This is a genomic window from Candidatus Accumulibacter contiguus, from assembly GCF_012940005.1.
GTDB lineage: Bacteria > Pseudomonadota > Gammaproteobacteria > Burkholderiales > Rhodocyclaceae > Accumulibacter > Accumulibacter contiguus.
Genome location: NZ_SPMX01000042.1, coordinates 20,140 through 43,059, shown reverse-complemented (window position 1 = coordinate 43,059; position 22,920 = coordinate 20,140). Strand labels below are relative to the sequence as shown.

Sequence of the window (22,920 nt, the reverse complement as noted above, 5' to 3'; positions counted from 1 at the left end):
AGATGCCGCCCATCACCAACTTCCATTGCGCTCACGCCGATGGCAGACGATAGTCCTTGAACATCTCCCGCAGCTTCAGCTTGTGCAGTTTGCCGGTCGCGGTATGCGGCAGTTCGTCGACAAAGGCGACATCGTCCGGGATCCACCAGTTCGCCACCCTGCCCTGCAGGAACTCGAGCATCGCCTCGCGGGTCAGCGCCTGGCCTGGCCTCCTGACGATCACCAGCAGCGGCCTTTCCTGCCATTTGTCGTGCGCCGCGCCGATCACTGCCGCTTCGGCGACCGCCGGGTGTGCCACCGCGGCATTCTCGAGCGCGATCGACGAAATCCACTCGCCGCCGGACTTGATCACGTCCTTCGAACGGTCGGTGATCTGCAGGTAGCCATCGCTGTCGATGGTCGCGACGTCGCCGGTGTCGAAGAAACCATCGGCATCGACGATGCTGCCGCCCTCGTCCCGGTAATAGCCGCAGGTGATCCACGGACCGCGCACCAGCAGGTGGCCGGCGGCCTGGCCGTCCTGCGGCAGGCGCTTGCCCTGGTCGTCGACGATCTTCATCTCGACGCCATAGACCGCCCGCCCCTGCTTCTCCTGGATGTCCAGTCGCTGTCCAAGCGTGTAGCCCTCGTGCTTGGGCAGCAGATTGCAGACCGTTCCGACCGGTGACATCTCGGTCATTCCCCAGGCATGGACGACAAAAGCCCCGAAAGCGTTCGCGAAGGCTTCGCTCATCGTGCGCGGAGCCGATGAACCCCCCAATCACGACGCGGCGCAGGCATAGTTCGTCCCTGGGCTTCAGGCCGGCGCCATCGACATACTGCAGGAGCATCAGCCAGACCGTGGGTACGCCGAGTGCCAGCGTCACCCGCTCGTCGCGCAGCAGTTCATAGACACTCTTGCCGTCGAGCGCCGGGCCGGGCATCACCAGCCGGGCGCCGCTCATGGCGCCGGCGTAGGGCATTCCCCAGGCATTGACGTGGAACATCGGGACCACCAGCAGGAGGGTTTCCGCCGCGCCGATGGCCAGGCCATCGGCCGCACAGGCGGCCCACGCGTGCAGCACCGACGAGCGATGCGAATAGAGAACGCCTTTCGGGTTGCCGGTGGTTCCGGAGGTATAGCACAGCGACGAGGCGGTGTGTTCGTCGAACTGCGGCCAGTCGTAGGCGTCGGACGCGGCGCCGAGCAGTTCCTCGTAGCAGAGCAGGCCGGGAATGTTGCATACCGGCAGGTGCGCCCGGTCGGTCATGACGACGAAACCGCGAACGCCGGGAACCGCTTTCGCCAGCTTTTCGACCAGTGGCACGAAACCGAGGTCGAAGAACAGGAACTGGTCTTCGGCATGCCTGACGATGTATTCGATCTGTTCCGGGAACAGGCGCGGGTTGATGGTGTGCAGAACCGCTCCCATCCCTGAAACGCCATAATACAACTCCATATGCCGGTAGCCATTCCACGCCAGGGTGGCAATCCGCTCGCCCGGTGCAACACCCAGCGCGGTCAGTGCGTTCGCCACCTGCCTGGAACGGCGGCTGATGTCGGCATAGGTACAACGATGCAGCGGCCCCTCGCTGGTACGCGAAACGATCTCTGCCTGTGGATGGCAACGTGCCGCGTGTTCGATCAGCGACGAAATCAACAGCGGCCGCTCCTGCATGAGTCCACTGAGCATGAGGTATTCTCCTTGTATCGGTCGAGGTTAATGTAAAAGTCGCGTCAGCGACTCACGAATCTCCCCTCCCCCCCTCATGGGGGGAGGGGTCGGGGGGAGAGGGAAAGGTCATGACTTTCATGATCGGGGGTGCCTGGAAAAGTCATGACCGTCAAAGTGTTTGCAGCGCTGCGAGTAGTTGTTCAGTGTAGGCGCTGAAGCGATGGACATCATCGTGTGCTGCCGCCGGCAGTCGCAGCAGGCGCGCCTGCGGTGCGACGGACAACAGTTGTTCGCTATGCGTGACCGGAATCAGCCGATCCTGCTCGCCATGCACCAGCAGCAATGGAGCGCGCAACAGCGAGGCATCCTGGCAGGTCGCCAGCGGGTAACGCAACAACCAGGTCGGTAGCAGCGGATAATGCGAATGCATGAGCTGGGTCATGCTGCAATACGGCGAGACCAGGATCGTCAGGTCGGGCTGCACCTCTGCCGCCAGGCCCGCAGCCAGCCCGGTGCCGAGCGAGCGCCCGAAAATCACCTTGCGCTTGCCGGCGTATTGCGGGGCAACGGAATGCCAGGCGGCCAGCACGTCGGCGCGAAGCTGTGCCTCGCTCTCGATGCGGCCACTGCTCTTGCCGTAGCTGCGATAGTCGAACATGAACAGATCATAGTTGGCCTCCCGGTAGAATTCGACATTGCTGAACCAGGTCGCAAGATTGCCGTTGTTGCCATGCAGATAGAAAACCACTCCGCGTGGATTCGGCAGTTGCAAGTGCAGCGCCGAGAGCGTCGCGCCGGCGACCGGGATGTCGACCTCGTGCACCTCGGCAAGCGCAAAGCGGTACGTCGCCGGCAGCGGATCCGGTTGAAAGATCAGGGTTTCCTGGTAGCAGTAGATCCAGGCCAGCGCTGCCAGATAAGAACTGCCGGCCAATGCGGCGACGAGCGTCAGCGCGCGCCGCCACAGCGCGTTGATGTCGACGCCGATCTTGGCATTGCTGATGCTTCCCTCGTACATGTCAAGCGATCGGGCTGAAGCGATGGATCAGGGGAGGCTGCGCCAGCAGTTCGCCCGCCAGCGTGATTGCCTTGGCCACATGTGCGCTCGCCAGGTGAGCGTCAGCGACGGCCTGATCGGCCCACTGCTCGACGGTCACGAACTCGAGCGGATCATCCTGATTCTGGAACAGTTCGTAGCTCACGCAGCCGCTTTCCTGGCGGCTTGGGCCGAGCAAATCCTGCAATACCGATCGCAGTTCGTTCTCTCTACCGGAGCGGGCGGTAATTCGGGCCATGATTCTGATCATCGTCTCCTCCTTGTATGGGTCGTCTTGAGAAGAGGCAGCAGCAGCTCCTCACCTTTTCATGGGTCGCCGTCCACTCAGCCCAGCGGGGGCGGTCCGAGCGATTCAATGCGGTAGCCCTGCGGATAATCGGCTCGCGGAATCTGCGTGCGCAGTTTCGGACGCCGGCGGCGTGGCAGCCAGCGCAATACCCTGGCCCGCAAACGCAGCGCATGCTCGGCAGTCCATACCAGCCAGCGTGGTGCCGGCTGCAGACCAAAAGCGCTGAGCAGCGGCGGATCGAGCAGCGCGTGAATGCTGCTGCGAACGAGCGGGCGAAAAACGCCGGGAAACCAGCCGGCGAAGAGTTCGCGTGTTGCCAGCGCCACCTGCTGATTGGCACTGCTGAAGCGGAAGTTTGCCGCTTCGTAGGCGCGGCTGGCACGCTCGAAGTCGCCCAGACTGTCGGGCAGATCGCGGATCAACATCCGTTCGCCGAGGTTCCGCCAGAACCAGAACCATGCCTGTTGCTCGAATTCGGTCATGCGCCGCCAGCCGAAGCGTTGATTCCAGCGAATCGGCTCGAAGACGAAGGTCGACAGCACGTACAGGAAATCTTCGTTGGCGATCCTGAAGCGCCCATGCAGGGCATTCATGCGCGCGATGGCGCTGGCACCGCGCGGGCTGTCGAAACCGTTTTCGATGATTTCACTGATGATCAGGTCGGTATCATCGTAGCGCTTCTCGGTGCGCTTTTCGAATTCGCCGGTGGCATGCAGCAGACCGCCGATGCGCGCCGACGCAAAGGTGCGGAACAACGCGAGTTCGAGCGAGCGTGTGGTATCCCAGGGGAAGAGCAGCGTCGCCAGATGGCGAACGATCTCCTGGCAATCGCGTCGCGGGTCAGGTGCCAAGCTGCCGTTCATCATTTCCCTTTCCGTCGTTCCTGTTCGTATTTCCTTGATACGCGCCACGTTGGCAATTGGATGCACATCGTTGCATGCCACCCTCGCCGGCCGGACCGGACCGGCTCAGCAAACGCCATAACCAGCCCTGCGCATCCTGGCCGGTCAGCACGTAGCCGAGGACATTCCGATTGTCGAGAATGAGGTTCTGCGCCAGTTTGGCGGCGCGCGTCCCGGCAAACAGCAAGTGGTCGCCGGGCTGCAGGAGCATCTCGTCTGCGGGTTGTTGGTGGTCACGACCGTCGCGCAGCAGCAGCAAAGGCACCAGCGGCAGTGTCTCTGCACGCGCCGCCGGGTCTTGGCGCAAGCGGCCAAGCGCCATCGGCTTCTGCTCCATCATCAGCCACTGGTGCACCGCCGGCGCCTCGGCGGCATTCAGCCTGACTCCCCAGACCAGCGGCACGCGCCCGCCACAAAGCGCTTCGAGTTGCCCGGCGACCGCCGCCGCACGCTCGTCCGGCCAGCAGCGAAGCAGACCGAAAAAGCGGCTCAGCAAGGGCGAGGTGATCAGCGCCAGGCATTCGCGAGCGACGATCTTCGACGGCACCATCATGAAATTGGCATTGTAAGCGTCGAACAGCACCTGATTGGCCACCCGGTTCTGGCGCAGGACGACGAACAGGTCCGGATTGAGCTCCTTGGCAGTCATCGCGATCGAGAGGTTATTGGTGTCTTGGTCGCTGCCGGCGACGATTCCAACCGCAGTTTCGATCCCTGCCCGGCGCAGCGGCTCGGCCTCTGTGCCCTGACCCACGATGTGATGGACGCTGCTCGACAAGTTCGGGTCGGGGTCGATCACCGTCAGGCTCACCCCCTGCCGCTCCAGATTGCGGACCACCGCCTGCCCGAAACGACCGTAGCCGCAGATCACCCAGTCGCCGGCCGGAGGATCGTGTCGTTCAGGGAGTTCCTGACCCGGCAGGCCGGTGAGCAGATCGACGAGACGGTACCAGTTCGGGGAATGGATTGCCTGTGCCAGATAGTCGGCGAATTTCTCGAAATGATTGACTACGTAATGCGTTCCGAACGACATCATGTTGGCCTCGATCGACGGGCTCGCGACACGCGCGACGACCATCAGGCGCGGATTGATCAGGCGACTGGCGATCGCCACCGCGAGATTCGCCGCATCGTCATCGGTGATCGCCAGCACGCCGCGACAACTGCGGTGCTTGAGGCCGGCCATCAGCAACTGTTGCGGCTGCGCCGCGTCGGCACAGAGGGCAAGGATGTCGGCAGAGAAGTCTTCGAGTTCGAGTTCCTGGATGCGCGCCTCACTGCGTTCGATGGTCACCACGCGGATGCCGTCGCGGTCGAGCGCGCGCGCAATCAGCAAGCCGGTCTCGCCGCAGCCACAGAGGATATAGAAGGGTTCGCCAAGCTGCCTGACCTGGCGAACGAATCGACCGGTCAGCAACACCTGCTGAAAACCCCGGTCCTGGATCAGCGCCAGCAGGCTGATGATCGAGTACGACCAGCCGATCACCGAGAGGAAGATCACCACCGTCACCCACATCCGCTGCGCTTCGGAAAACGCGCCGGGCAGCTCGCCGAAGCCGATCGTGCTGGCGGTGTAGCTGACGAAGTAGAAAGCGTGAAAGAAGCTCATCGGTGGCGCCGGCCGCCCTTCCGCGTCGATGCCGGGAATCAGCGTCAGGCCGAGCGTAGACAGCGCATAAATGACGATCAGCACGATCAGCGGCGCCCGCATCCGCCGCAAGGCGAGGAAGAAGACGCTGGCATTCATCGTGGGATGCAGTTCAGCGACGCAGCATCACGGTTTCGGCGATCAGCAGGATCACCGAGACGACATTGGCAAAGAGCGCGCCACCGCTCAGCGAAACCACGCTGATGGTGACGTCCGGCGACATGCCTTCGCCGGTGACATGCGCCGCGACGCCCCAGACGCAGGCCGCCGCCACCAGTTGCAGGTCGGCAACCAGGCTGGTCGACAGGTGCACCGCACCGATCTGCGTGCGATCACCGAATTTCAGGACCGTGGCAATCAGGTTGACGACGATTGCGGCGAACAGCTCGTAGATATGATGGTGCTTCGGTTGGTCGATGTCGCCGATGAAGAAACCGAAGTTCAGCGTTGCAGCCAGAACGATGAAGAAACCGAAAACCACTTTCTCGAGATTCATGACCCCATCCAGGCCGGCTGCCGTTGCGCCGATAGGTTTGAGATCACGGCGACCGCCGAGGCAGATGTCGCCGAGATCTGGGAATGAGACGGCCGCGGTCTGGCTGAACCTCAGCCGGCAATCACCGACAGCGCATCATGATATTCATAGTTCAAGTCTTCGGCAACCTCGCGGCAGGTGACCTTGCCGAAGGCGACGTTGAGACCATTGCGCAGGTGTTCGTTGTCCAGCAGTGCCTGCCGCCAGCCCTTGTCGGCGATCTGCAGCGCGAAAGGCAGGGTCGCGTTGTTGAGCGCGTAGGTCGAAGTGCGCGGTACGCCGCCCGGCATGTTGGCAACGCAGTAGTGCACGACATTGCCGACCATATAGGTCGGGTCGGCATGCGTCGTGGCCTTGGCCGTCTCGCAGCAACCGCCCTGGTCGATCGCGACATCGACGATCACCGAACCCGGCTTCATGGCGTCGACCATCTGGCGGGTGACCAGCTTGGGCGCTGCGGCACCGGGAATCAGTACGCCGCCGATCACCAGATCGGCACGCAACACATGCTGCTCGACGTTGTCCCGGTTGGAAAAGACGGTGATCACGCGTGCGCCGAGCAGGCGGTCCATGCGCCGCAGCACGTCGATGTTGCGGTCGATGACCACCACCTGGGCGCCGCTGCCGACGGCGACCTGTGCCGCATTCGAGCCGACGACACCGCCGCCGAGGATGACGATTCTGGCCGACGGGACCCCGGCGACGCCGCCGAGCAGGACGCCCATGCCACCGTGCGCCTTTTCGAGGCAGTAGGCGCCGGCCTGAACCGAAAGGCGGCCAGCGACTTCCGACATCGGCGCCAGCAATGGCAGACCGCCGCCGGGCTGGGTGACGGTTTCATAGGCGATGCAGACGGCACCGCCCTTGACCAGATCGGCACACTGCGCGGGATCGGGTGCGAGATGCAGGTAGGTGTAGAGAATCTGGCCCTCGCGCAGCATCGCGCGCTCGCCAGCCTGTGGCTCCTTGACCTTGACGATCATTTCGGCACGGGCAAAGATCTCCGCAGCGCTGGGCGCGATGAGCGCACCGGCTTTCTGGTAGACCTCGTCGGTGGCGCCAATGCCTTTGCCGGCGCCGGTTTCGACGGTCACCTGATGGCCATGGGCGACCATTTCCCGAACCGATGACGGGGTCAGGCCCACACGATATTCGTGGTTCTTGATTTCTCTGGGTACGCCGATGTGCATCTCTGTCTCCTTACCAGTGGTTGCGGGCTGCTCATCTTAATATGAAAGTCGCGTCAATGACTCACGAATCCTGCCCTCCCCTTCGCGGAGGCGAAGGCGGGGTTTCGCGGAGCACTGCTCCGCGCCGCCGCAACCGGCCCGCGATGCATACTTCGGCTAACACTTTCGTTCGCACCCTCGTCCGCTTGCGTATACACTGTCAGGGTGCTGCTCGAGGCAGCCGCCCCTGCACCCTCCCTGGCGGCGCTCCCGACATGCCGATCGTTTTCCGAGAGCCATGATTCTTGCCAGACTCCCTTTCTCCTTTGCTGACGGTTCGAGCGCATGATCGCGAACGCCGGCGACAGTGCCGATCAAACACCATCACCCAGAGCCAGGAGCCGGACCTTGCCGCCGGCGGCAGCGGGCATTGCTGCTGAACTGACCGGTTTTCGGCGCGAGATGCTGCGCTTTGCGGTGCTGCAGTTGCGTGACCAGGCCAGCGCCGAGGATGCGGTGCAGGAAGCCATGCTCGCCGCCTTGCAGGGGGCCGACCGTTTCGGTGAGCGGGCCAAGCTCAGAACCTGGGTCTTTTCGATTCTCAAGAACAAGATCGTCGACATCATCCGGCGACGCATTCGCGAGCCGAGCTACCAGGAGCCCGAAGAAGAGATCGATGAAAGCGATTTCGACCCGCTGTTCACCGCCAACGGCCACTGGCAACGCGATGCCCGCCCTGCGGACTGGGGAGACCCGGAAAAATGCTTTGAGAACCAGCGTTTCTGGGCGGTCTTCGATAGCTGCCTGAACCACCTGCCGGCAGCGACTGCGCGTGTCTTCATGATGCGCGAGATGCTTGGCCTGGAGACCGGGGAGATTTGCGAGGAACTGTCGATGAGCAGCAACAACTGCTGGGTGATTCTGCACCGGGCACGCATGGGGCTGCGCTTGTGCCTCGAGCAAAAATGGTTCGCGAACGGAGATCGGGCCTGCTGATGAACTGCAAGGAAGCCATCCGGCTGATGTCGGAAGAAATGGACCGCGATCTCGCCGGCAGCGATCGCTTTGCACTGCGGCTGCACAAGCTGATCTGTGTCGGCTGCCGCAACTACCACAAGCAACTGACCTTCCTCCGGCAGGCGTGTCAGCAACCGCTGGCTGCCGACGATATCACCCCGCCACCGCCGATCTGAAACACCCGTTTCTGCAACAGTGTTGCATTTGGCGGCCGAACGCGGCAAGATTCGCGCTTCGCCACCGCCCTCGACCAGCCACTATTCCTGCCGGCACGATTCCCTGATGTCCATTCCCACCCATTCCACTCCCTTGGCTAGCATCCCGAAACTCGATCCGGTGCTCTGCAGCAGCGCCGCGACACGCCTGTTGTGGGCCATCGCTGCGCTGCTGCTGCTGTGGATGACCGTTTTCTGGGCACTCGATTGAACGCTGCCCGACCGCTTTACCCACTCTCGCCACGACCCGCCGAAGTGCAGATCTGCTTTGACAACCTGACGCTCGGCTACAACCGGCATCCAGCCGTGCACCACCTGCGCGGCGAAGTCGCTGCCGGCAGTCTGCTGGCCATCGTCGGCCCCAACGGTGCCGGCAAGTCAACGCTGCTCAAGGGTATCGCCGGCGAACTGCGACCTCTGCAGGGGCGGATCGACCGGAACGGCCTGCAGCGCCGGCAGATCGCCTACCTGACGCAACAGGCGACGCTCGATACGAGCTTCCCGATCATTGTTCATGACTTCGTGGCGATGGGTTTGTGGCGCGAAATCGGCGCTTTTTCCGGCCTCGACCGCGCGCGCCGCGCACGCATCGAAACGGCGATCGCCAGTGTCGGTCTGAGCGGACTCGAAGGGCGCCCGATTGGCTCGCTCTCTGGCGGCCAGTTGCAACGCGCGCTGTTTGCCAGGGTACTGCTCCAGGATGCGCCGCTGGTGCTGCTCGACGAACCCTACGGAGCGATCGACGCGGCCAGCGTGCGTGACCTGGCGGCGCTGGTGCGCCACTGGCACAGCGAGGGAAGAACGGTGATCGCCGTCCTGCACGATCTCGAACATGTTCGCCAGGAGTACCCGGAAACGCTGTTGCTGGCGCGTGAAGTCGTCGCGCGTGGCGACACCGTGAGCGTGCTCAGCGAAGCCAACCTCTTGCGCGCTCGCCAGCTCGCCGAAGGCCGCGGCGAAGAGGCACACGCCGCGATCTGTCACAGCGATCGGCTTGGTGCATGACCGAAACGCTCTCGTCGTTGCCACTGTTCTCGCCGTTCATCGAGTTCGGCTTCATGCGCCGGGCGCTGGCGGGTTGCCTGGCGCTGTCGCTCGGCGCGACGCCGGTTGGCGTCTTCCTGATGTTGCGCCGCATGAGTCTGGCCGGTGATGCGATGTCGCACGCGATCCTGCCGGGTGCCGCCATCGGTTACCTGATCGCCGGCCTGTCGCTACCGGCGATGACCCTCGGCGGCCTGGTCGCCGGTCTGGCAGTGGCGGTGCTGGCCGGCGGCGTGGCGCGCAATACGGTGATCAAGGAGGATGCCAGCCTGGCGACCTTCTACCTGCTCTCGCTTTCCGCCGGTGTGCTGATCATCTCGCTGCGCGGCAGCAGCGTCGATCTGCTGCATGTCCTCTTCGGCAGCGTGCTCGCGCTTGACGATGCAGCACTGTTCCTGCTCGCCGGTTTCGCTACGCTATCGGTGGTCGTGCTCGCAATCGGGCTGCGCCTGTTCGCACTCGAAGGCTGTGATCCGGCTTTCCTGGCGCGCATCAGCCGCCTCGCACCGCTTGCCCACTACGGTTTCATGATCCTGCTGGTGCTCAACTTGGTAGCTGGATTTCATGCGCTGGGTACGCTGATGGCGGTGGGAATCATGATTCTGCCAGCGGCCGCGGCACGCCTGTGGGTGTGCACGCTCGGCCCACTGCTGCTGATCGCCGTACTGGCCGCTTTTTTCGGGTCGCTGATCGGCCTGCTGCTGTCGTATTACGCCAATCTGCCGGCCGGGCCGGCCATCGTGCTGACGCTCGGCGCCATCTACCTGCTGTCGATGGTGGTCGGACCACTCGGGCCGCTGGCCAGCCACTGGCGGCCGGATTGGCATTTCGAACGCTGAACCCTGATGAGGAATCCGATGCGCGAAGCCATTCTGAGCATGCCGTACCGACTCGCCGTGATCTTACTGCTGAGTATCTCCAGCCTTGTACTGAACAGCCGGGCAGCGGCCGCCGAAGCGCTGCCGGTGGTCGTCAGCTTCAGCATCCTCGCTGATCTGACACAGCGGATCGGAGGTGACCGCGTGCAGGTGCACAGCCTGGTCGGACCCGGCGCCGATGCGCATGTCTATCAACCGACGCCTGCCGACGCCAGGACACTTTCCCGGGCCCGGCTGGTGATCGTCAATGGGCTCGGTTTCGAAGGCTGGATCGATCGCCTGATCCAGTCATCCGGCTATCGCGGCACGCTGCTCGTCGCCAGCCAGGGGATCAACGCACTGCGCCAGCCATCGGCGCATGCCGGCAAGCAGGTGGACCATCACCAGCATACCGGTGGCCTCGACCCGCATGCCTGGCAGGATCTCGCCAACGCTCGCCGCTACGTCGCCAACATCAGCGCAGCACTCGGCGATGCAGACCCGCCAAACCGCAGCATCTATCAGGCCAACGCAGCCCGCCTGGAGCAGGCGATGGCGACTCTCGACGGCGAAATCCGCGCCACCTTCAGTGCCCTGCCGGCCGACAGGCGCAAAGTCGTCAGCTCACACGACGCTTTCGCCTACTTCGGCCGCGCCTACGGGATCCACTTCATCGCCCCGGTCGGCGTCAGCACCGATGCCGAGCCGTCGGCCGGCGAGGTCGGCGCGATCATCCGGCAGATCCGCAAGGAAAAGATCAAGGCGATGTTCATCGAAAACATCGCCGACCCGCGCCTGCTCGAACGCATCAGCCATGAATCGGGTGCGCGCATCGGCGGCACGCTGTACTCCGACTCGCTGGCGAAACCCGGCAGCACGGCCGACAGCTATCTCGGCATGATGCGGCAGAACGCCAAGACGCTGGCGGCGGCACTGGCTGACTGAGTGCCTGGAAGGAAACCATGAATCGCCCGGAAATCATCAAACGGCACGAATTCCTCTCGGGAATCCGAGATACGCTGCCGCTGCTGCTCGGGGCGCTGCCGTTCGGGCTGATTTACGGCGCCATCGCTGCCACCTCGGGTCTGTCGATGACGGCGGCAATCCTGATGTCGGCGCTGGTTTTCGCCGGTTCGTCGCAATTCATCGCCGTCGGGCTGGTCGCCGCCCAGACTCCGGTCGCGATCATCGTGCTGACGACTTTGATCGTCAATCTGCGCCACATGCTCTACAGCGCCACCCTCCTCCCGTATCTCAAGGATCTGCCGCAACGATGGCGAATTCCGCTGGCGTTCTGGCTGACCGACGAAACCTTCGCGGTGACCGTGCACCGCTTCCAGAGGAGCGATTCTTCGCCTTGCAAGCACTGGTACCAGCTCGGGTCGTCGATCGCCATGTATCTCAACTGGCAATTCTGGTGCTTTCTCGGCCTGGTGCTCGGCAACCGTATTCCCGACGCCCAGAGTTGGGGACTCGATGTGGCGATGCCGGTGACCTTCATCGGAATGATCATCCCTTTTGTCAAAACCATTCCGGTCCTGGTCTCTGTTCTCACGGCCGGGGCGGCGTCGCTGCTCACGCTGGCGATGCCCTACAAGCTCGGGATCGTCGTTTCCGCTTTCGCCGGCATCGCCTCGGGCCTGCTGGCGCAGCGCATCATCGACGCGCGCCGGGAGGAGCAGCGGCGATGAGCAGCGCTGAAGTCTGGATGCTTGTCGGGATGGGGATCGTGACCTTCGGCATCCGCTATTTTCTGTTCGCGGTGGCGGACCGGATTCGCCTGGCGCCGTGGCTCGAAGTCTCGCTCAAGTTCATCCCGCCGGCGGTGCTGACGGCGATCACCGTACCCGCCGTCTTGTTGCCGAACGACGAGTGGCAGGTTTCGTTTGCCAATCCCTACCTGGTCGCGGCGCTGCTCAGCCTGGCTGCCGGAATTCTCACGCGCAATCTGTTGGCGACGATAGCCATCGGCCTTGCGGCGTTCTTTGTGCATCGATTCTTCCTCTAGCTCGGGAAGAACCGGCTGCAAATCGCGCACATCACTGCCCGATCAGGCCGCGTGCTACTGCCCCTCGCCCGCCCGCTTGCGCAGCATCTCGATGATCATTGACGCGGTCTGCTCGATCGAGCGATGGCTGGCATCGATGATCGGCCAGCCGCGCCGGATGAACAGGCGACGTGCTTCGAGCACTTCCTTGCGCAGGCCATCGTAATCGGCGTAATCGGTATTGGCGTCGTCCTGCAGCGCCGTCAGGCGGGCTGCGCGGACCATCGCCAGCCGCACCGGATCGACGGTCAGCCCGACGATCAGCGGCTTGCTTGCACGTAAGAGCGCGAGCGGTGGCTGCGCTCCTGGCACCAGCGGCACATTGGCGGCCTTGATGCCGCGCGAGGCGAGATACATGCAGGTCGGCGTCTTGGTCGCCCGCGAAACCCCGACGATGATCACGTCGGCACCCTCGAGATCATCGCTGCCGATGCCGTCGTCGTGGGCCAGGGTGTACTTCATGGCCTCGACGCGACGGTAGTAGTCCTCGTCAAAGGCGTCGCCCGAACTGTTGTGGAACTGCACCGTGGCGCCGGAGTACTCGGCGAGCCGGCCGATCAGCGGTTCGAGGGCAAACTGGCAAGGGATGTCGAGCCGGTGACAGCCCTCCTCGAGTGCCGCGCGGACATCGCCATGGCTGATGCTGTGCAGGACATAGCCCGGCGAACTCGCGAGTACGCCGAGGATCTCGGGAACCTGGTCGAGGCGGCGGACCATCTTCCATAGCCGGCGTTTCACCTCGAGTCCATCGAGCTGGTTGACGGCGTTGCGCGCCAGCATCTCGACCAGCTCGCCCGAGGCATGCGAGACGAGATGCAGGACGATGGTCCTGGTCTGCGCCGCCTTCGCCTTGTCCTTTCCCTTCTCCTTCGCCATCACGCCGCCCTCTCAGCGGTGGTAGCCGCCGTCGAGGCGCAGCACGCTGCCGTTGATCATGACATTCTTGAGGACATGCAAAACCAGCATCGCGAATTCGGCAGGGTCGCCGAAGCGGTGTGGAAACGGGATCTGCCTCGCCAGCCGCGAGTCGAGGTTCTTTTCCATATCGAACAGGGTCTGCGTGCCGAACAGACCAGGCGCGATACCGACGACGCGGATACCCAGGGGACCGAGTTCGCGGGCCGCCGGCAGGATCATGCTGACGACGCCGCCCTTCGAGGCGGCGTACGCGGCCTCGCCACTCTGTCCTTCGTAGGCCGAGACCGAGGCCGTCGACAGGATGACGCCGCGCTCGCCGTTGGCCAGCGGCTGCAGGCCCGCCATGTCGGCGGCGGCGAGCCGCATCATGTTGAAGGTCGAAATCAGGTTAACCTCGACGAGCTGGCGGAAATCTTCCAGCGGCATCGGCCCATCGGCGCCGACGATCGGATTGCAGTGGCCGCGGCCGACGCAGTGCACCAGTACGCGCGCCGCGCCATGCGCCGCGCGCGCCATGGCGATCGCCTTTTCCGCCGACAGCGCATCGGCGACGTCACAGGGAATGGCATAGGCGCCAATCTCGTCGGCAAGTTTCTGGACGCCATTGGCGTCGATGTCGATCACCGTCACCTTGGCACCCGCCTCGGTGAGATAGCGTGCCGTTTCGGCACCCAGGCCCGATGCCGCTCCAGTGACTACCGCCGGACATGCCCACAGATCCATCACACGCTCCCAAGTTCTGCCGGCCTGTCGACCCGGCGCCAGTGCGCATTATCGGGCGATGCGTGCCGGTACGCAAACGGCTCGTCGCGCGCGCGTGTGGGCGGAGCCGCGGACAGGACGGTCGTCGTTCGCCTGGCGGTACCAGGCGGATGCAGCGACGCTCCGTCATCAATCCGTCACAAATCTGTCACATAATCTCGGTGTCGTTTCGATCAATTCTAGTCACGGAGACTTCCCATGAAGCGCGATCTGTCAGACTCAGCTGCAACTTCGTTTTTTCCCGCAGTCGCTTTTGCTGCTGCCCTGGCTTTCAGTCCGCTGGCCATTGGCGCTGCACCTGTGGTCAGGATCGACGGTTCGAGCACGGTCTATCCGATCACCGAGGCGGTTGCCCAGGATTTTCAGCGGGCCAAACTGCACGAGGTGCATGTCAATATCGGCGTTTCCGGAACCAGCGCCGGTTTCGCGAAGTTCTGCCGCGGCGAGACCGACGTCTCGAACGCCTCGAGGCCGATCCTGAAGAAGGAAATGGACGAATGCGCCAAAGCCGGCGTCCGCTTCTACGAAATGCCAATAGCCTACGATGCGCTGACCGTGGTGGTCAATCCGCAGAATACTTTCGTAAACAGTCTGAGCGTCGCCGAGCTGAGAAAACTCTGGGAACCGGGCGCGAAGGGTCGGATCAACACCTGGAAGGATCTCAACCCGGCATGGCCGGCCCAGAAGATCAATCTCTATGCCCCAGGCGCCGATTCGGGAACTTTTGAATCCTTCACCGAAGTCGTCGTTGGCGCCTCCAAGTCCAGCCGCAGCGACGTCAACACCGCCGAAGACCACGCCGTGCTGGCGCAGCGGATCGCCGACGACAAGGACGCACTGGGCTATCTGAGCCTCGACTACTACGTCGAAAACGAGAAGAAGCTGAAGGCTGTGGCGATCAGTGACGGCAAGGATGCCGTCCTGCCGACGGTCGCCAACATTCGCAACGGCAGCTATCAGCCGCTGTCGCGTCCAGTCTTCCTCTATGTCAATGAAAAATCGCTCGAAAAACCCGCGGTCAAGGATTTCATCGACTTCTGCATGAAGAATGCTGCCCGTCTGGTCGTGGAAGCGAACTATCTGCCCCTGCCGGCACGGGCATATGGCGAGAACCTCGAACGGGTCACTGCCAGGAAAGTCGGCAGCGTCTATGGCGGCGAGAACAAGGCCCGCCCGCGGCCCGAGGACATGCGCAAGTTGCTCGAAGCTTTGATGCACGGTTCCTGAGCATCGCCACCACTCCGGAGCCTCCCTCCGGAGAAAACACCCTCCCGCGACGAGGCGCCGGACAGCCTTTGGCCAATCCAGCGCCCCCGTTGCCCCTTGAACCGCTTCTGTTGCATCCTGTCACGGAGATTTGAATGTCCGCATCAGCCACACTTCCCGGCGATGACCCGATTGCCGCCGCCGCACACGAACTCAAACTCAGAAGGCTCGCCGGAAAAACTGCCGAGAAGCCGACCCGGAAAAAAGGGAAACAAACCGCAAAAACGGTTCGCTGCAAGATACGCCTGACGAAAAGCGAATTCCTCGAACTCTCCAAGCTGAAAAAGCAACTGGCGCGCAAGGGCGTCTCCGCCAGCAAGGAAGAACTCGTTCGCGCCGGTCTGCTGCTGCTCGTCCATCTCGACCGCAGCGAGCTGAAGACTGCGATCCGCGACGTCATCGCTCCGGAACCTGCGACCGGAGAAAACGAATAGCTGGCAGCGCCGGGCGGCTCCGCACATTGCTCACACTGTTGCAAAGGATCCCACTCCGCCTCGCCCACACCGGCGAGGCGGAGTGCGTTTGACTTCTGGCGTCTGGCTGGCCGTTCATTACCGCCCAGCGCCGCTGCCGGAGTGAACGGCCAGCCCGCCTGCCGGTCTGGCCAACGCTACACGCACGATTCACAAGCAGGCAATTTGTCGTGCAGGGATGGGCCAGGCCGGTTATGCTATCAAGGTGAAACCGGCAACCCACATCGTCACCGCTTTTCCCACCCGCCGACAAGGCGCACAATTCGATCTTGCCCACTGCTGAACCATTCCTTGATCCTACGGCCCTGCCAAGAAAATGGACCCTGATCTGCTCGATGCCAATCTGGTTTTCGCCAAGACACCGGCCGGTGAGGAAGCGATGCTGCAACGAACGCGGGTCGTCCAGAGAAACATCCGGATGGTCCTCATTCTCGTCGATGGCAACGCCACAGTTGCCGAGTTGTGCGAAAAGACCGGCAATGCACCGATCACCCAGAACGCGCTGCTCGAACTGGAAAACGATGGTTTCATCGAGCGACGAGTCGAGAAAAACTCGGTCTGGCGGCACGCCAAGGACTCGCCCACAGGCGTCGTGGCAACGGCCATCCGCGTAGTCTCCGAATTCTCCACCTTTGGCGAGAAGCCGCCGGCAGCGCCGGCCCAGCCACCCCTCTCGGATGCTCAGAAAAGCCGGATCATTCCATTTCCGGAAAATCGGGAAGGCCGACTTTCGCACTCCTCGGGCCTGCTCACGCCCCAGCCTTCACTGAGTGGTGGTCTGCATTCCGGCGCGGCCATACCGTTGAACCGGGAAGCCACAGCGGCGCTGCTGGAAACAGCCGACGTAGCGGTTCCGAGACCATCCCTGATGGATCGTCTGAAGGCCATCACCAGGCCCGCCACTGCTGACGACCAGCCGGATCTCAAACCGATCCGGCGTAGCCGCCCGCGTTGGTCGCTGACCTGGTCGCTGAGCCTGCTGCTGGGGGGATTGTTGCTCTGTGCCCTGCTCTTTCTTCTGGCGCTGTTCTTTCCCTACGCCAACTACCTGCCGGAAGTGGAAGCCAGCCTGGCGCAAAGCACCGGGCAGCCTGCCAAAATCGATCGCATGCATGTCAGCTTCTACCCGCGGCCGGGCATGCTGCTCGGCAATGTACGTCTCGGTGAGGGAGACGACAGGGTTCAGATCGCCGAGGTCCGGCTGCAGCCCGCACTGCTAACGCTGCGGGCAGACAAGATTCTCTTCAAGGAGGTAGAGCTGAGCGACCTCAGGCTGTCAGCGAATGCGGTCGCGAATCTGTCGCGGATGCTTGCTTCTGCCCAAAGCAAGTCAGCCCGGGCCGGCGTGCTGCGCGTCACGCTCAGGAATGCGGCATTCTCGTTCGCCGAACTGGTCATTGGCGAAATGGATGGCCAGTGCGAACTCTCTGCCGATCACCTCCTGGAATCGATCTCGCTGCGCTCGCAAGACCGCAGCCTGCAGCTGAAGCTCAACCCGGGCGAGCGCGGGGTCGCGGTTCAGATCGATGCGATCGCCTGGCGGGTAGCGCAGGGTTCGCCGTATCTGTTTGATTCCTTGAACGTGAAGGGCACAATCGAAGGAAGCGATTGGGTCATCGACAGCTTCGAGTCGCGGATTTTCGATGGCCTGGTACGCGCAGCGGTGATACTGCGTGATGGACAGCAAGCGGCCATTGCTGGTGAACTGTCGTTCGAGCGGATCAATGCCCGGAAGCTCGGCGAAGCCCTGGGAATTGGGGGGCAATTCGAAGGCGAGACCAATGGCAAGCTGAAATTCTCGGCAAACTCGGCCAGTTGGCCGGGTCTGCCTGCCGCTCTCCAGGCCAATGGAAACTTCACCATGCATCGCGGCAGACTGGGTGGCATCGATCTTCCCGAGGCGGTACGCCGGGCATCGGCTGCGCCCGCTACGCTGGGCGGCTGGACCCGTTTCGAGGAATTGTCCGGCGCCATCACGGTAACGCCAAACGCTTTCCTCTTTTCGCGCCTGCTGCTGAATGCCGGATTGATGCAGTCTAGCGGGCAGATCGAACTGAGCCGCAATCTGCAGTTGCGCGGCAGGATGGACGTTCTGATGCGCGGCCAGGCCGATCACAGCAGCCGGCTGATCCTGATCAGCGGCCCCCTCAAGTCGCCGCTGACGCAGACGGCCAAGCGCTGATCGCCGTTAAAGAACGGCCGCGATGGCGTCAGCCACGTAGTCGATGTTGTGCGTATTCAGCGCTGCCAGGCAGATTCGACCGGTGCTCACGGCGTAGATGCCGAATTCCTCGCGCATGCGGTCGACCTGCTCGACGCTCAGCCCAGTATAGGAGAACATCCCCCGCTGCCGGATGACAAAGGAGTAGTCCTGGCTGACTCCCCTGCCCCGCAGCTTGTCCACCAGGCTGATGCGCATGGCGCGGATTCGCCCGCGCATTTCTGCCAGTTCCTCTTCCCACATCTGGTGCAGTTCCGGACTGGACAATACCGCAGCAACGATGGCACCGCCATGCGTCGGCGGGCTGGAGTAGTTGGTGCGGACGATGCGCTTGATCTGTGACAGCACGCGCGCCGTTTCATCCCGGTTGGCGGTGACCACCGACAGGGCGCCGACGCGCTCTCCGTACAGCGAGAACGATTTTGAAAACGAACTCGCCACGAGGAACTGCAGGCCGGACTCGGCAAACAGCCGGAGCGCCAGTGCATCCTCTTCGAGGCCGTCGGCAAAACCCTGATAGGCGATGTCGACGAAGGCCAGGAGGCCACGTGCGCTGAGCACGTCGATGACTTGGCGCCACTGTGCTGCGTCGAGATCCGCGCCGGTCGGATTATGGCAACAGGCATGCAGAACGACGATCGAACCCGCCGGCAAGGCATTCAGTCCAGCCTGCATGGCGGCGAAATTGACGGCACGCGTCGCCGGATCGTAGTAGGGATAGGTCGCCACCGTGAAGCCTGCATTCTCGAAAAGTGCGCGATGATTTTCCCAGCTCGGATCACTGAGGTACACCGTGGCGTCGGGCAGCAGTCGCCGTAGATAGTCGGCACCGACCTTGAGCGCGCCGGTGCCGCCCAGCGCTTCGATGGTGAGCACACGCCCATCCGCGAGGAGTGCCGAGTCGGCGCCGAAAAGCAGCTTCTGTACGATCTGGTTGTAGGCGGCAAGACCGTCGATCGGCTGATAGGCACGCGGCGGCATGGCTTCCAGACGGGCCTTTTCGGCCAGCTTGACCGCAGAAAGCAGGGGAACCTTGCCGCTGCCGTCGAGGTACACGCCAACGCCGAGATTGACCTTGGTCGAGCGGGCGTCGGCGTTGAATGACTCGGTAAGGCCGAGAATGGGATCGCGTGGGGCCATTTCCACGGCAGCGAAAATCGAAGCGGTCATGCAGTTTTTCCTCAGTTGCTCAGTTGGTCAGAATGGGTCCGTTGCGCCTGGACGAAACCGGTTGTGCATGGCTGACTTCATTCACCGGAGGCGCAATCTGGTCCGCGGGACAGATTGCCCGACTGCCGTTTTCGTTCCCGGCGCCGGTCTGTCGCGAAACAACGTAGAATTCTAGCATGCCAGATCGAGCAAGTTCTCCTCAAAAGCCGCCCTTCGTCACCTTCGAGGGCAGCCCGTTTCGTCTCTACCAGCCCTTCCTGCCGGCTGGTGATCAACCGGCGGCAATTGACCAGCTGGTCGAGGGACTGCAGGATGGGCTCTCGTTCCAGACCCTGCTCGGCGTCACCGGCTCGGGCAAGACCTACACCATGGCCAACGTCATCGCGCGAACCGGCCGTCCGGCGCTGGTGCTGGCACCCAACAAGACGCTCGCTGCACAGCTCTATGCCGAATTCCGCGAGTTCTTTCCCGACAACGCGGTCGAGTATTTTGTTTCCTATTACGACTACTACCAGCCCGAGGCTTATGTTCCGGCACGCGACCTGTTCATCGAAAAGGATTCGTCGATCAACGAGCACATCGAGCAGATGCGCCTGTCCGCCACCAAGAGCCTGCTCGAACGCCGTGATTGCGTGATCGTTGCCACCGTCTCGTGCATTTATGGCCTCGGTGACCGCGACGAGTACAGCAAGATGATCCTGATCATGCGCGTCGGCGATCGCATCGGTCAGCGCGAGCTGATCAAAAGCCTTGCCGACATGCAGTACGAGCGCAATGAGACCGACTTTCACCGCGGCACCTTTCGCGTTCGCGGCGACACCATCGACGTATTCCCCGCTGAACACGCCGAACAGGCGATCCGGATCTCGCTGTTCGACGACGAGATCGAAGGCCTGCAGCTTTTCGACCCCTTGACCGGTCATCTGCAAGCCCGGCTGCTGCGCTTCACGGTTTTCCCATCGTCGCACTACGTCACCCCGCGCGAAACGGTGTTGCGGGCGATCGAGGCGATCAAGGGCGAACTCCTTGAGCGGATTGCTTTCTTCAACGCCGAAAATCGCCTGCTCGAGGCGCAGCGCATCGAGCAGCGCACCCGTTTCGACCTCGAAATGCTCGATCAGGTCGGTTTCTGCAAGGGGATCGAGAACTATTCCCGGCATCTCTCGGGACGCCAGGCCGGTGAACCCCCGCCCACCCTGATCGACTATCTGGCTGCCGATGCGCTGATGTTCATCGACGAGTCCCATGTCTCGGTTTCGCAGGTCGGCGGCATGTACAAGGGCGACCGCTCGCGCAAGGAGAACCTCGTCAATTACGGATTCCGTCTGCCGTCGGCACTCGACAACCGGCCGCTGAAGTTCGCCGAGTTCGAAGCCCTGATGCGGCAGACGATCTTCGTTTCGGCCACCCCTGCCGACTACGAAACGACACATCAGGGACAGGTTGTCGAGCAGCTCGTCCGTCCGACCGGGCTGGTCGACCCGATACTCATCGTTCGCCCCGCCTCGACCCAGGTCGACGACCTGCTGTCGGAGATCCGACTGCGCGTCGCACAGGCAGAGCGGGTGCTGGTCACCACGCTGACCAAGCGCATGGCCGAAGATCTCACCGACTACCTCAACGAACACGAGGTGCGGGTGCGTTATCTGCATTCGGATGTCGATACCGTCGAGCGCGTCGAGATCATTCGCGATCTGCGCCTCGCCCGATTCGACGTTCTGGTCGGCATCAACCTGCTGCGTGAAGGCCTGGACATTCCCGAAGTCTCGCTGGTGGCGATCCTCGACGCCGACAAGGAAGGTTTCCTACGTTCCGAGCGCTCGCTGATTCAGACCATCGGCCGCGCCGCCCGCCACCTGCATGGTACCGCCATCCTCTACGCCGACAGGGTAACCGGCTCAATGCAGCGCGCGATCGCCGAAACCGAACGACGGCGGCTCAAACAGCTCGCTTTCAACGAAGCCAATGGCATCGTTCCCAAGGGAATCAGCAAGCGCGTCATCGACATCATCGACGGGGTCTATGATACCGAGAACGCACAGCGCGACCTCAAGGCGGCGCAGCAGCAGGCCAACTACGAAGCGATGAGCGAAAAGCAACTGGCACGCGAACTGCGACGCCTGGAAAAGGAGATGCTCGAGTACGCCAGGAACCTCGAATTCGAGAAAGCCGCCGCCGCGCGCGACGAATTGTTCCGGATCCGCAAACAAGTGTTCGGGATCAGCGGTGCGGAGCCCCCGGCGCCGCCTTGACCCTCGTGACCCCTTCGATGAGTGGATGCTTAATGGGACAGGCTTGATGGGATATGGCGTAGGGGGATCGGAACCAGCCGTGCGGAGAAACCCTCAAGCCCCCCGGCAGATCAGCACCACCGCCTCGGTGGCGATGCCCTCGCCGCGGCCGACAAAGCCCAGCCGTTCGGCGGTCTTGGCCTTGACATTGACACAGCTTGCGGGCACCTGCAGGTCGGCAGCGATGTTGGCGACCATCTGCGGCAGGTGCGGCGCCATCTTCGGCTGCTCAGTGATGATCGTTGCGTCGACATTGCCGATTTGCCAGCCGGCCTGCGCCAGCAGCGCAAGCGTCGCGCGCAGCAACTGCCGGCTGTCGGCACCCCGATAGCGGGCGTCGGTATCGGGAAAGTGACGGCCGATGTCGCCCAGCGCAGCGGCGCCGAGCAGTGCGTCGGTGATCGCGTGCAGCAGCGCATCCGCGTCGGAATGGCCGAGCAGGCCGCAGGCATGCGGAATGTCGACGCCGCCGAGGATCAGCTTGCGTCCCGGAACCAGCGCGTGAATATCGCAACCTTGTCCGATGCGAACGGTCATGACTTTTCCAGACACCTTCGACCATGAAAGTCATGACCGTTTCCCTCTCCCCCCGACCCCTCCCCCCGCGAGGGGGGAGGGGAGATTCGTGAGTCGCTGACGCGACTTTCACATTAATCATTGACCCTCCTGCATCCTCGCCAGCAGGATCAGTTCCGCCAGTCGCAGATCGACCGGATAGGTGACCTTGAGATTGCTGGCGTCACTCTGCACCAGTTTCGGCCGGAAACCGGCGGCCTCCACGGCCGACGCTTCGTCGGTGCCGGTGCGATGTTCCGTCAGAACCCGGGTCAGCAGGCCGTAACGAAACATCTGCGGCGTCTGCGCCTGCCACAAGCCATCGCGCGGCTCGGTACCGGCCACGCGCTGCTCGGCGTCGGCGCGTTTCAGCGTGTCCGCCACCGGCACCGCGAGAAGGCCGCCGACGGGATCGCCGGCAAGTTCATCGCAAAGGGCCGTCAACATCGCCTGCGAAAGACAGGGACGCGCGGCGTCATGCACCAGCACCCAGTCTTCGTCGTCGGCAGCCGTCGCCGCAGCGTCGAGGCCATTGCGGACGCTGGCGGATCGTGTCGCACCGCCACAGAAAATGGTTTCCAGTTTATAGCCTAGACTTGTCCAATCGTGCTGTCGCCACCATTTATCTTCTGGCGACAGCACCACCCAGACCCGCTCGATGCGTGCATGGCGAGAGAGTGCCGCAAGACTGTGATAGATCAATGGTCGTCCGGCAAGCATCTGATATTGTTTGGGCGTTTCGCCGCCAAAGCGCGATCCCGAACCGGCAGCGGGGACGATTGCGTAGTAGCTTTGCATGGCGTAATTTTAACCAGTATCGAGGAGCAAG

At 62.9% G+C, this 22,920-nt stretch carries 23 protein-coding genes and 1 pseudogene; 12 read left to right on the top strand and 12 right to left on the bottom strand.

Going from position 1 to position 22,920, the window contains the following annotated elements:
- Positions 1-31: 31 nt before the first annotated feature.
- The 7 genes and pseudogenes from E4Q08_RS14930 to ald all read right to left on the bottom strand — a co-directional run bounded on the left by E4Q08_RS14930 (position 32) and on the right by ald (position 7,276).
- Positions 32-1,673, bottom strand: a pseudogene (locus tag E4Q08_RS14930) (3-(methylthio)propionyl-CoA ligase).
- 151 nt (positions 1,674-1,824) lie between these two features.
- Positions 1,825-2,673, bottom strand: coding sequence for an alpha/beta hydrolase (locus E4Q08_RS14925; RefSeq protein ID WP_169070967.1), 849 nt, complete (start codon positions 2,671-2,673; stop codon positions 1,825-1,827).
- Between the two features lies 1 nt (position 2,674).
- Positions 2,675-2,962, bottom strand: coding sequence for a putative quinol monooxygenase (locus tag E4Q08_RS14920; RefSeq protein WP_034919966.1), 288 nt, complete (start codon positions 2,960-2,962; stop codon positions 2,675-2,677).
- Positions 2,963-3,036: 74 nt separating this feature from the next.
- The gene (locus E4Q08_RS14915; RefSeq protein ID WP_248594936.1) at positions 3,037-3,867 is read right to left on the bottom strand and encodes an oxygenase MpaB family protein; all 831 of its coding nucleotides are present in this window, start codon (positions 3,865-3,867) and stop codon (positions 3,037-3,039) included.
- Entirely contained in the window at positions 3,842-5,650 is a 1,809-nt protein-coding gene (locus E4Q08_RS14910; RefSeq protein WP_169070966.1) for a potassium channel family protein, read from the bottom strand. The genes E4Q08_RS14915 and E4Q08_RS14910 overlap by 26 nt, the downstream gene beginning before the upstream one ends.
- A gap of 13 nt (positions 5,651-5,663) precedes the next feature.
- Positions 5,664-6,047 (bottom strand): DUF6394 family protein, encoded by a 384-nt coding sequence (locus tag E4Q08_RS14905; RefSeq protein ID WP_034919202.1) that lies wholly within the window; start codon positions 6,045-6,047, stop codon positions 5,664-5,666.
- Between the two features lie 110 nt (positions 6,048-6,157).
- The gene (gene ald, locus E4Q08_RS14900; RefSeq protein WP_169070965.1) at positions 6,158-7,276 is read right to left on the bottom strand and encodes an alanine dehydrogenase; all 1,119 of its coding nucleotides are present in this window, start codon (positions 7,274-7,276) and stop codon (positions 6,158-6,160) included.
- A 324-nt stretch (positions 7,277-7,600) separates the two neighbouring features.
- On the opposite strand from ald, the gene E4Q08_RS14895 reads away from it, so the two are divergent.
- From E4Q08_RS14895 to E4Q08_RS14860, 8 genes are all read left to right on the top strand, one after another.
- Positions 7,601-8,251, top strand: a complete 651-nt coding sequence (locus E4Q08_RS14895) for a sigma-70 family RNA polymerase sigma factor (RefSeq protein ID WP_169070964.1) — start codon at positions 7,601-7,603, stop codon at positions 8,249-8,251.
- Positions 8,251-8,448, top strand: coding sequence for a zf-HC2 domain-containing protein (locus E4Q08_RS14890; protein ID WP_248594935.1), 198 nt, complete (start codon positions 8,251-8,253; stop codon positions 8,446-8,448). Before E4Q08_RS14895 ends, E4Q08_RS14890 begins: the two co-directional genes overlap by 1 nt.
- A 106-nt stretch (positions 8,449-8,554) precedes the next feature.
- Positions 8,555-8,698 carry a hypothetical protein gene (locus E4Q08_RS14885; RefSeq protein ID WP_169070963.1) on the top strand — a complete coding sequence of 48 codons (144 nt, stop codon included), beginning with the start codon at positions 8,555-8,557 and terminating at the stop codon, positions 8,696-8,698.
- Positions 8,695-9,492 (top strand): metal ABC transporter ATP-binding protein, encoded by a 798-nt coding sequence (locus E4Q08_RS14880; RefSeq protein ID WP_211203443.1) that lies wholly within the window; start codon positions 8,695-8,697, stop codon positions 9,490-9,492. The genes E4Q08_RS14885 and E4Q08_RS14880 overlap by 4 nt, the downstream gene beginning before the upstream one ends.
- On the top strand, positions 9,489-10,370 hold the full coding sequence (locus E4Q08_RS14875) for a metal ABC transporter permease (RefSeq protein WP_034914801.1): 882 nt from the start codon (positions 9,489-9,491) through the stop codon (positions 10,368-10,370). Before E4Q08_RS14880 ends, E4Q08_RS14875 begins: the two co-directional genes overlap by 4 nt.
- An 18-nt stretch (positions 10,371-10,388) precedes the next feature.
- The gene (locus E4Q08_RS14870) at positions 10,389-11,333 is read left to right on the top strand and encodes a metal ABC transporter substrate-binding protein (protein ID WP_211203442.1); all 945 of its coding nucleotides are present in this window, start codon (positions 10,389-10,391) and stop codon (positions 11,331-11,333) included.
- Between the two features lie 17 nt (positions 11,334-11,350).
- Positions 11,351-12,079, top strand: a complete 729-nt coding sequence (locus tag E4Q08_RS14865; protein WP_211203441.1) for an AzlC family ABC transporter permease — start codon at positions 11,351-11,353, stop codon at positions 12,077-12,079.
- Positions 12,076-12,396 carry an AzlD domain-containing protein gene (locus E4Q08_RS14860; protein ID WP_169070962.1) on the top strand — a complete coding sequence of 107 codons (321 nt, stop codon included), beginning with the start codon at positions 12,076-12,078 and terminating at the stop codon, positions 12,394-12,396. Before E4Q08_RS14865 ends, E4Q08_RS14860 begins: the two co-directional genes overlap by 4 nt.
- A gap of 54 nt (positions 12,397-12,450) precedes the next feature.
- Here E4Q08_RS14860 and E4Q08_RS14855 read toward each other — a convergent pair whose 3' ends face one another.
- Complete coding sequence (locus E4Q08_RS14855; RefSeq protein ID WP_169070961.1) at positions 12,451-13,311, bottom strand: pyruvate, water dikinase regulatory protein; 861 nt, start codon at positions 13,309-13,311, stop codon at positions 12,451-12,453.
- 12 nt (positions 13,312-13,323) lie between these two features.
- The gene (locus tag E4Q08_RS14850; RefSeq protein ID WP_034909041.1) at positions 13,324-14,076 is read right to left on the bottom strand and encodes an SDR family oxidoreductase; all 753 of its coding nucleotides are present in this window, start codon (positions 14,074-14,076) and stop codon (positions 13,324-13,326) included.
- 237 nt (positions 14,077-14,313) lie between these two features.
- Between E4Q08_RS14850 and E4Q08_RS14845 the strand changes: the two genes are divergently transcribed.
- The 3 genes from E4Q08_RS14845 (at position 14,314) to E4Q08_RS14835 (ending at position 18,036) form a co-directional block, all read left to right on the top strand.
- A complete protein-coding gene (locus tag E4Q08_RS14845; protein ID WP_169070960.1) occupies positions 14,314-15,342 on the top strand; it encodes a PstS family phosphate ABC transporter substrate-binding protein in 1,029 nt (342 codons plus the stop codon).
- A gap of 134 nt (positions 15,343-15,476) precedes the next feature.
- Entirely contained in the window at positions 15,477-15,815 is a 339-nt protein-coding gene (locus E4Q08_RS14840; protein ID WP_034909042.1) for a hypothetical protein, read from the top strand.
- A 355-nt stretch (positions 15,816-16,170) separates the two neighbouring features.
- Complete coding sequence (locus E4Q08_RS14835; RefSeq protein ID WP_169070959.1) at positions 16,171-18,036, top strand: AsmA-like C-terminal region-containing protein; 1,866 nt, start codon at positions 16,171-16,173, stop codon at positions 18,034-18,036.
- A gap of 6 nt (positions 18,037-18,042) precedes the next feature.
- Here E4Q08_RS14835 and E4Q08_RS14830 read toward each other — a convergent pair whose 3' ends face one another.
- The gene (locus E4Q08_RS14830) at positions 18,043-19,245 is read right to left on the bottom strand and encodes an amino acid aminotransferase (protein ID WP_034909044.1); all 1,203 of its coding nucleotides are present in this window, start codon (positions 19,243-19,245) and stop codon (positions 18,043-18,045) included.
- 176 nt (positions 19,246-19,421) lie between these two features.
- On the opposite strand from E4Q08_RS14830, the gene uvrB reads away from it, so the two are divergent.
- A complete protein-coding gene (gene uvrB / locus E4Q08_RS14825) occupies positions 19,422-21,497 on the top strand; it encodes an excinuclease ABC subunit UvrB (RefSeq protein WP_169070958.1) in 2,076 nt (691 codons plus the stop codon).
- A gap of 93 nt (positions 21,498-21,590) precedes the next feature.
- Here the strand turns inward: uvrB and ispF are convergent, their stop codons facing one another.
- Positions 21,591-22,073 (bottom strand): 2-C-methyl-D-erythritol 2,4-cyclodiphosphate synthase, encoded by a 483-nt coding sequence (gene ispF, locus E4Q08_RS14820; RefSeq protein ID WP_169070957.1) that lies wholly within the window; start codon positions 22,071-22,073, stop codon positions 21,591-21,593.
- A 117-nt stretch (positions 22,074-22,190) separates the two neighbouring features.
- A complete protein-coding gene (gene ispD / locus E4Q08_RS14815; RefSeq protein ID WP_169070956.1) occupies positions 22,191-22,889 on the bottom strand; it encodes a 2-C-methyl-D-erythritol 4-phosphate cytidylyltransferase in 699 nt (232 codons plus the stop codon).
- Positions 22,890-22,920 lie beyond the last annotated feature (31 nt).

Coding starts and splice junctions, on each gene's coding strand:
- E4Q08_RS14925 (WP_169070967.1), bottom strand. CDS start 2,673: ATGTACGAGGGAAGCATCAGCAATGCCAAGATCGGCGTCGACATCAAC.
- E4Q08_RS14920 (WP_034919966.1), bottom strand. CDS start 2,962: ATGATCAGAATCATGGCCCGAATTACCGCCCGCTCCGGTAGAGAGAAC.
- E4Q08_RS14915 (WP_248594936.1), bottom strand. CDS start 3,867: ATGATGAACGGCAGCTTGGCACCTGACCCGCGACGCGATTGCCAGGAG.
- E4Q08_RS14910 (WP_169070966.1), bottom strand. CDS start 5,650: ATGAATGCCAGCGTCTTCTTCCTCGCCTTGCGGCGGATGCGGGCGCCG.
- E4Q08_RS14905 (WP_034919202.1), bottom strand. CDS start 6,047: ATGAATCTCGAGAAAGTGGTTTTCGGTTTCTTCATCGTTCTGGCTGCA.
- ald (WP_169070965.1), bottom strand. CDS start 7,276: ATGCACATCGGCGTACCCAGAGAAATCAAGAACCACGAATATCGTGTG.
- E4Q08_RS14895 (WP_169070964.1), top strand. CDS start 7,601: ATGATCGCGAACGCCGGCGACAGTGCCGATCAAACACCATCACCCAGA.
- E4Q08_RS14890 (WP_248594935.1), top strand. CDS start 8,251: ATGAACTGCAAGGAAGCCATCCGGCTGATGTCGGAAGAAATGGACCGC.
- E4Q08_RS14885 (WP_169070963.1), top strand. CDS start 8,555: ATGTCCATTCCCACCCATTCCACTCCCTTGGCTAGCATCCCGAAACTC.
- E4Q08_RS14875 (WP_034914801.1), top strand. CDS start 9,489: ATGACCGAAACGCTCTCGTCGTTGCCACTGTTCTCGCCGTTCATCGAG.
- E4Q08_RS14870 (WP_211203442.1), top strand. CDS start 10,389: ATGCGCGAAGCCATTCTGAGCATGCCGTACCGACTCGCCGTGATCTTA.
- E4Q08_RS14865 (WP_211203441.1), top strand. CDS start 11,351: ATGAATCGCCCGGAAATCATCAAACGGCACGAATTCCTCTCGGGAATC.
- E4Q08_RS14860 (WP_169070962.1), top strand. CDS start 12,076: ATGAGCAGCGCTGAAGTCTGGATGCTTGTCGGGATGGGGATCGTGACC.
- E4Q08_RS14855 (WP_169070961.1), bottom strand. CDS start 13,311: ATGGCGAAGGAGAAGGGAAAGGACAAGGCGAAGGCGGCGCAGACCAGG.
- E4Q08_RS14850 (WP_034909041.1), bottom strand. CDS start 14,076: ATGGATCTGTGGGCATGTCCGGCGGTAGTCACTGGAGCGGCATCGGGC.
- E4Q08_RS14845 (WP_169070960.1), top strand. CDS start 14,314: ATGAAGCGCGATCTGTCAGACTCAGCTGCAACTTCGTTTTTTCCCGCA.
- E4Q08_RS14840 (WP_034909042.1), top strand. CDS start 15,477: ATGTCCGCATCAGCCACACTTCCCGGCGATGACCCGATTGCCGCCGCC.
- E4Q08_RS14835 (WP_169070959.1), top strand. CDS start 16,171: ATGGACCCTGATCTGCTCGATGCCAATCTGGTTTTCGCCAAGACACCG.
- E4Q08_RS14830 (WP_034909044.1), bottom strand. CDS start 19,245: ATGACCGCTTCGATTTTCGCTGCCGTGGAAATGGCCCCACGCGATCCC.
- uvrB (WP_169070958.1), top strand. CDS start 19,422: ATGCCAGATCGAGCAAGTTCTCCTCAAAAGCCGCCCTTCGTCACCTTC.
- ispF (WP_169070957.1), bottom strand. CDS start 22,073: ATGACCGTTCGCATCGGACAAGGTTGCGATATTCACGCGCTGGTTCCG.
- ispD (WP_169070956.1), bottom strand. CDS start 22,889: ATGCAAAGCTACTACGCAATCGTCCCCGCTGCCGGTTCGGGATCGCGC.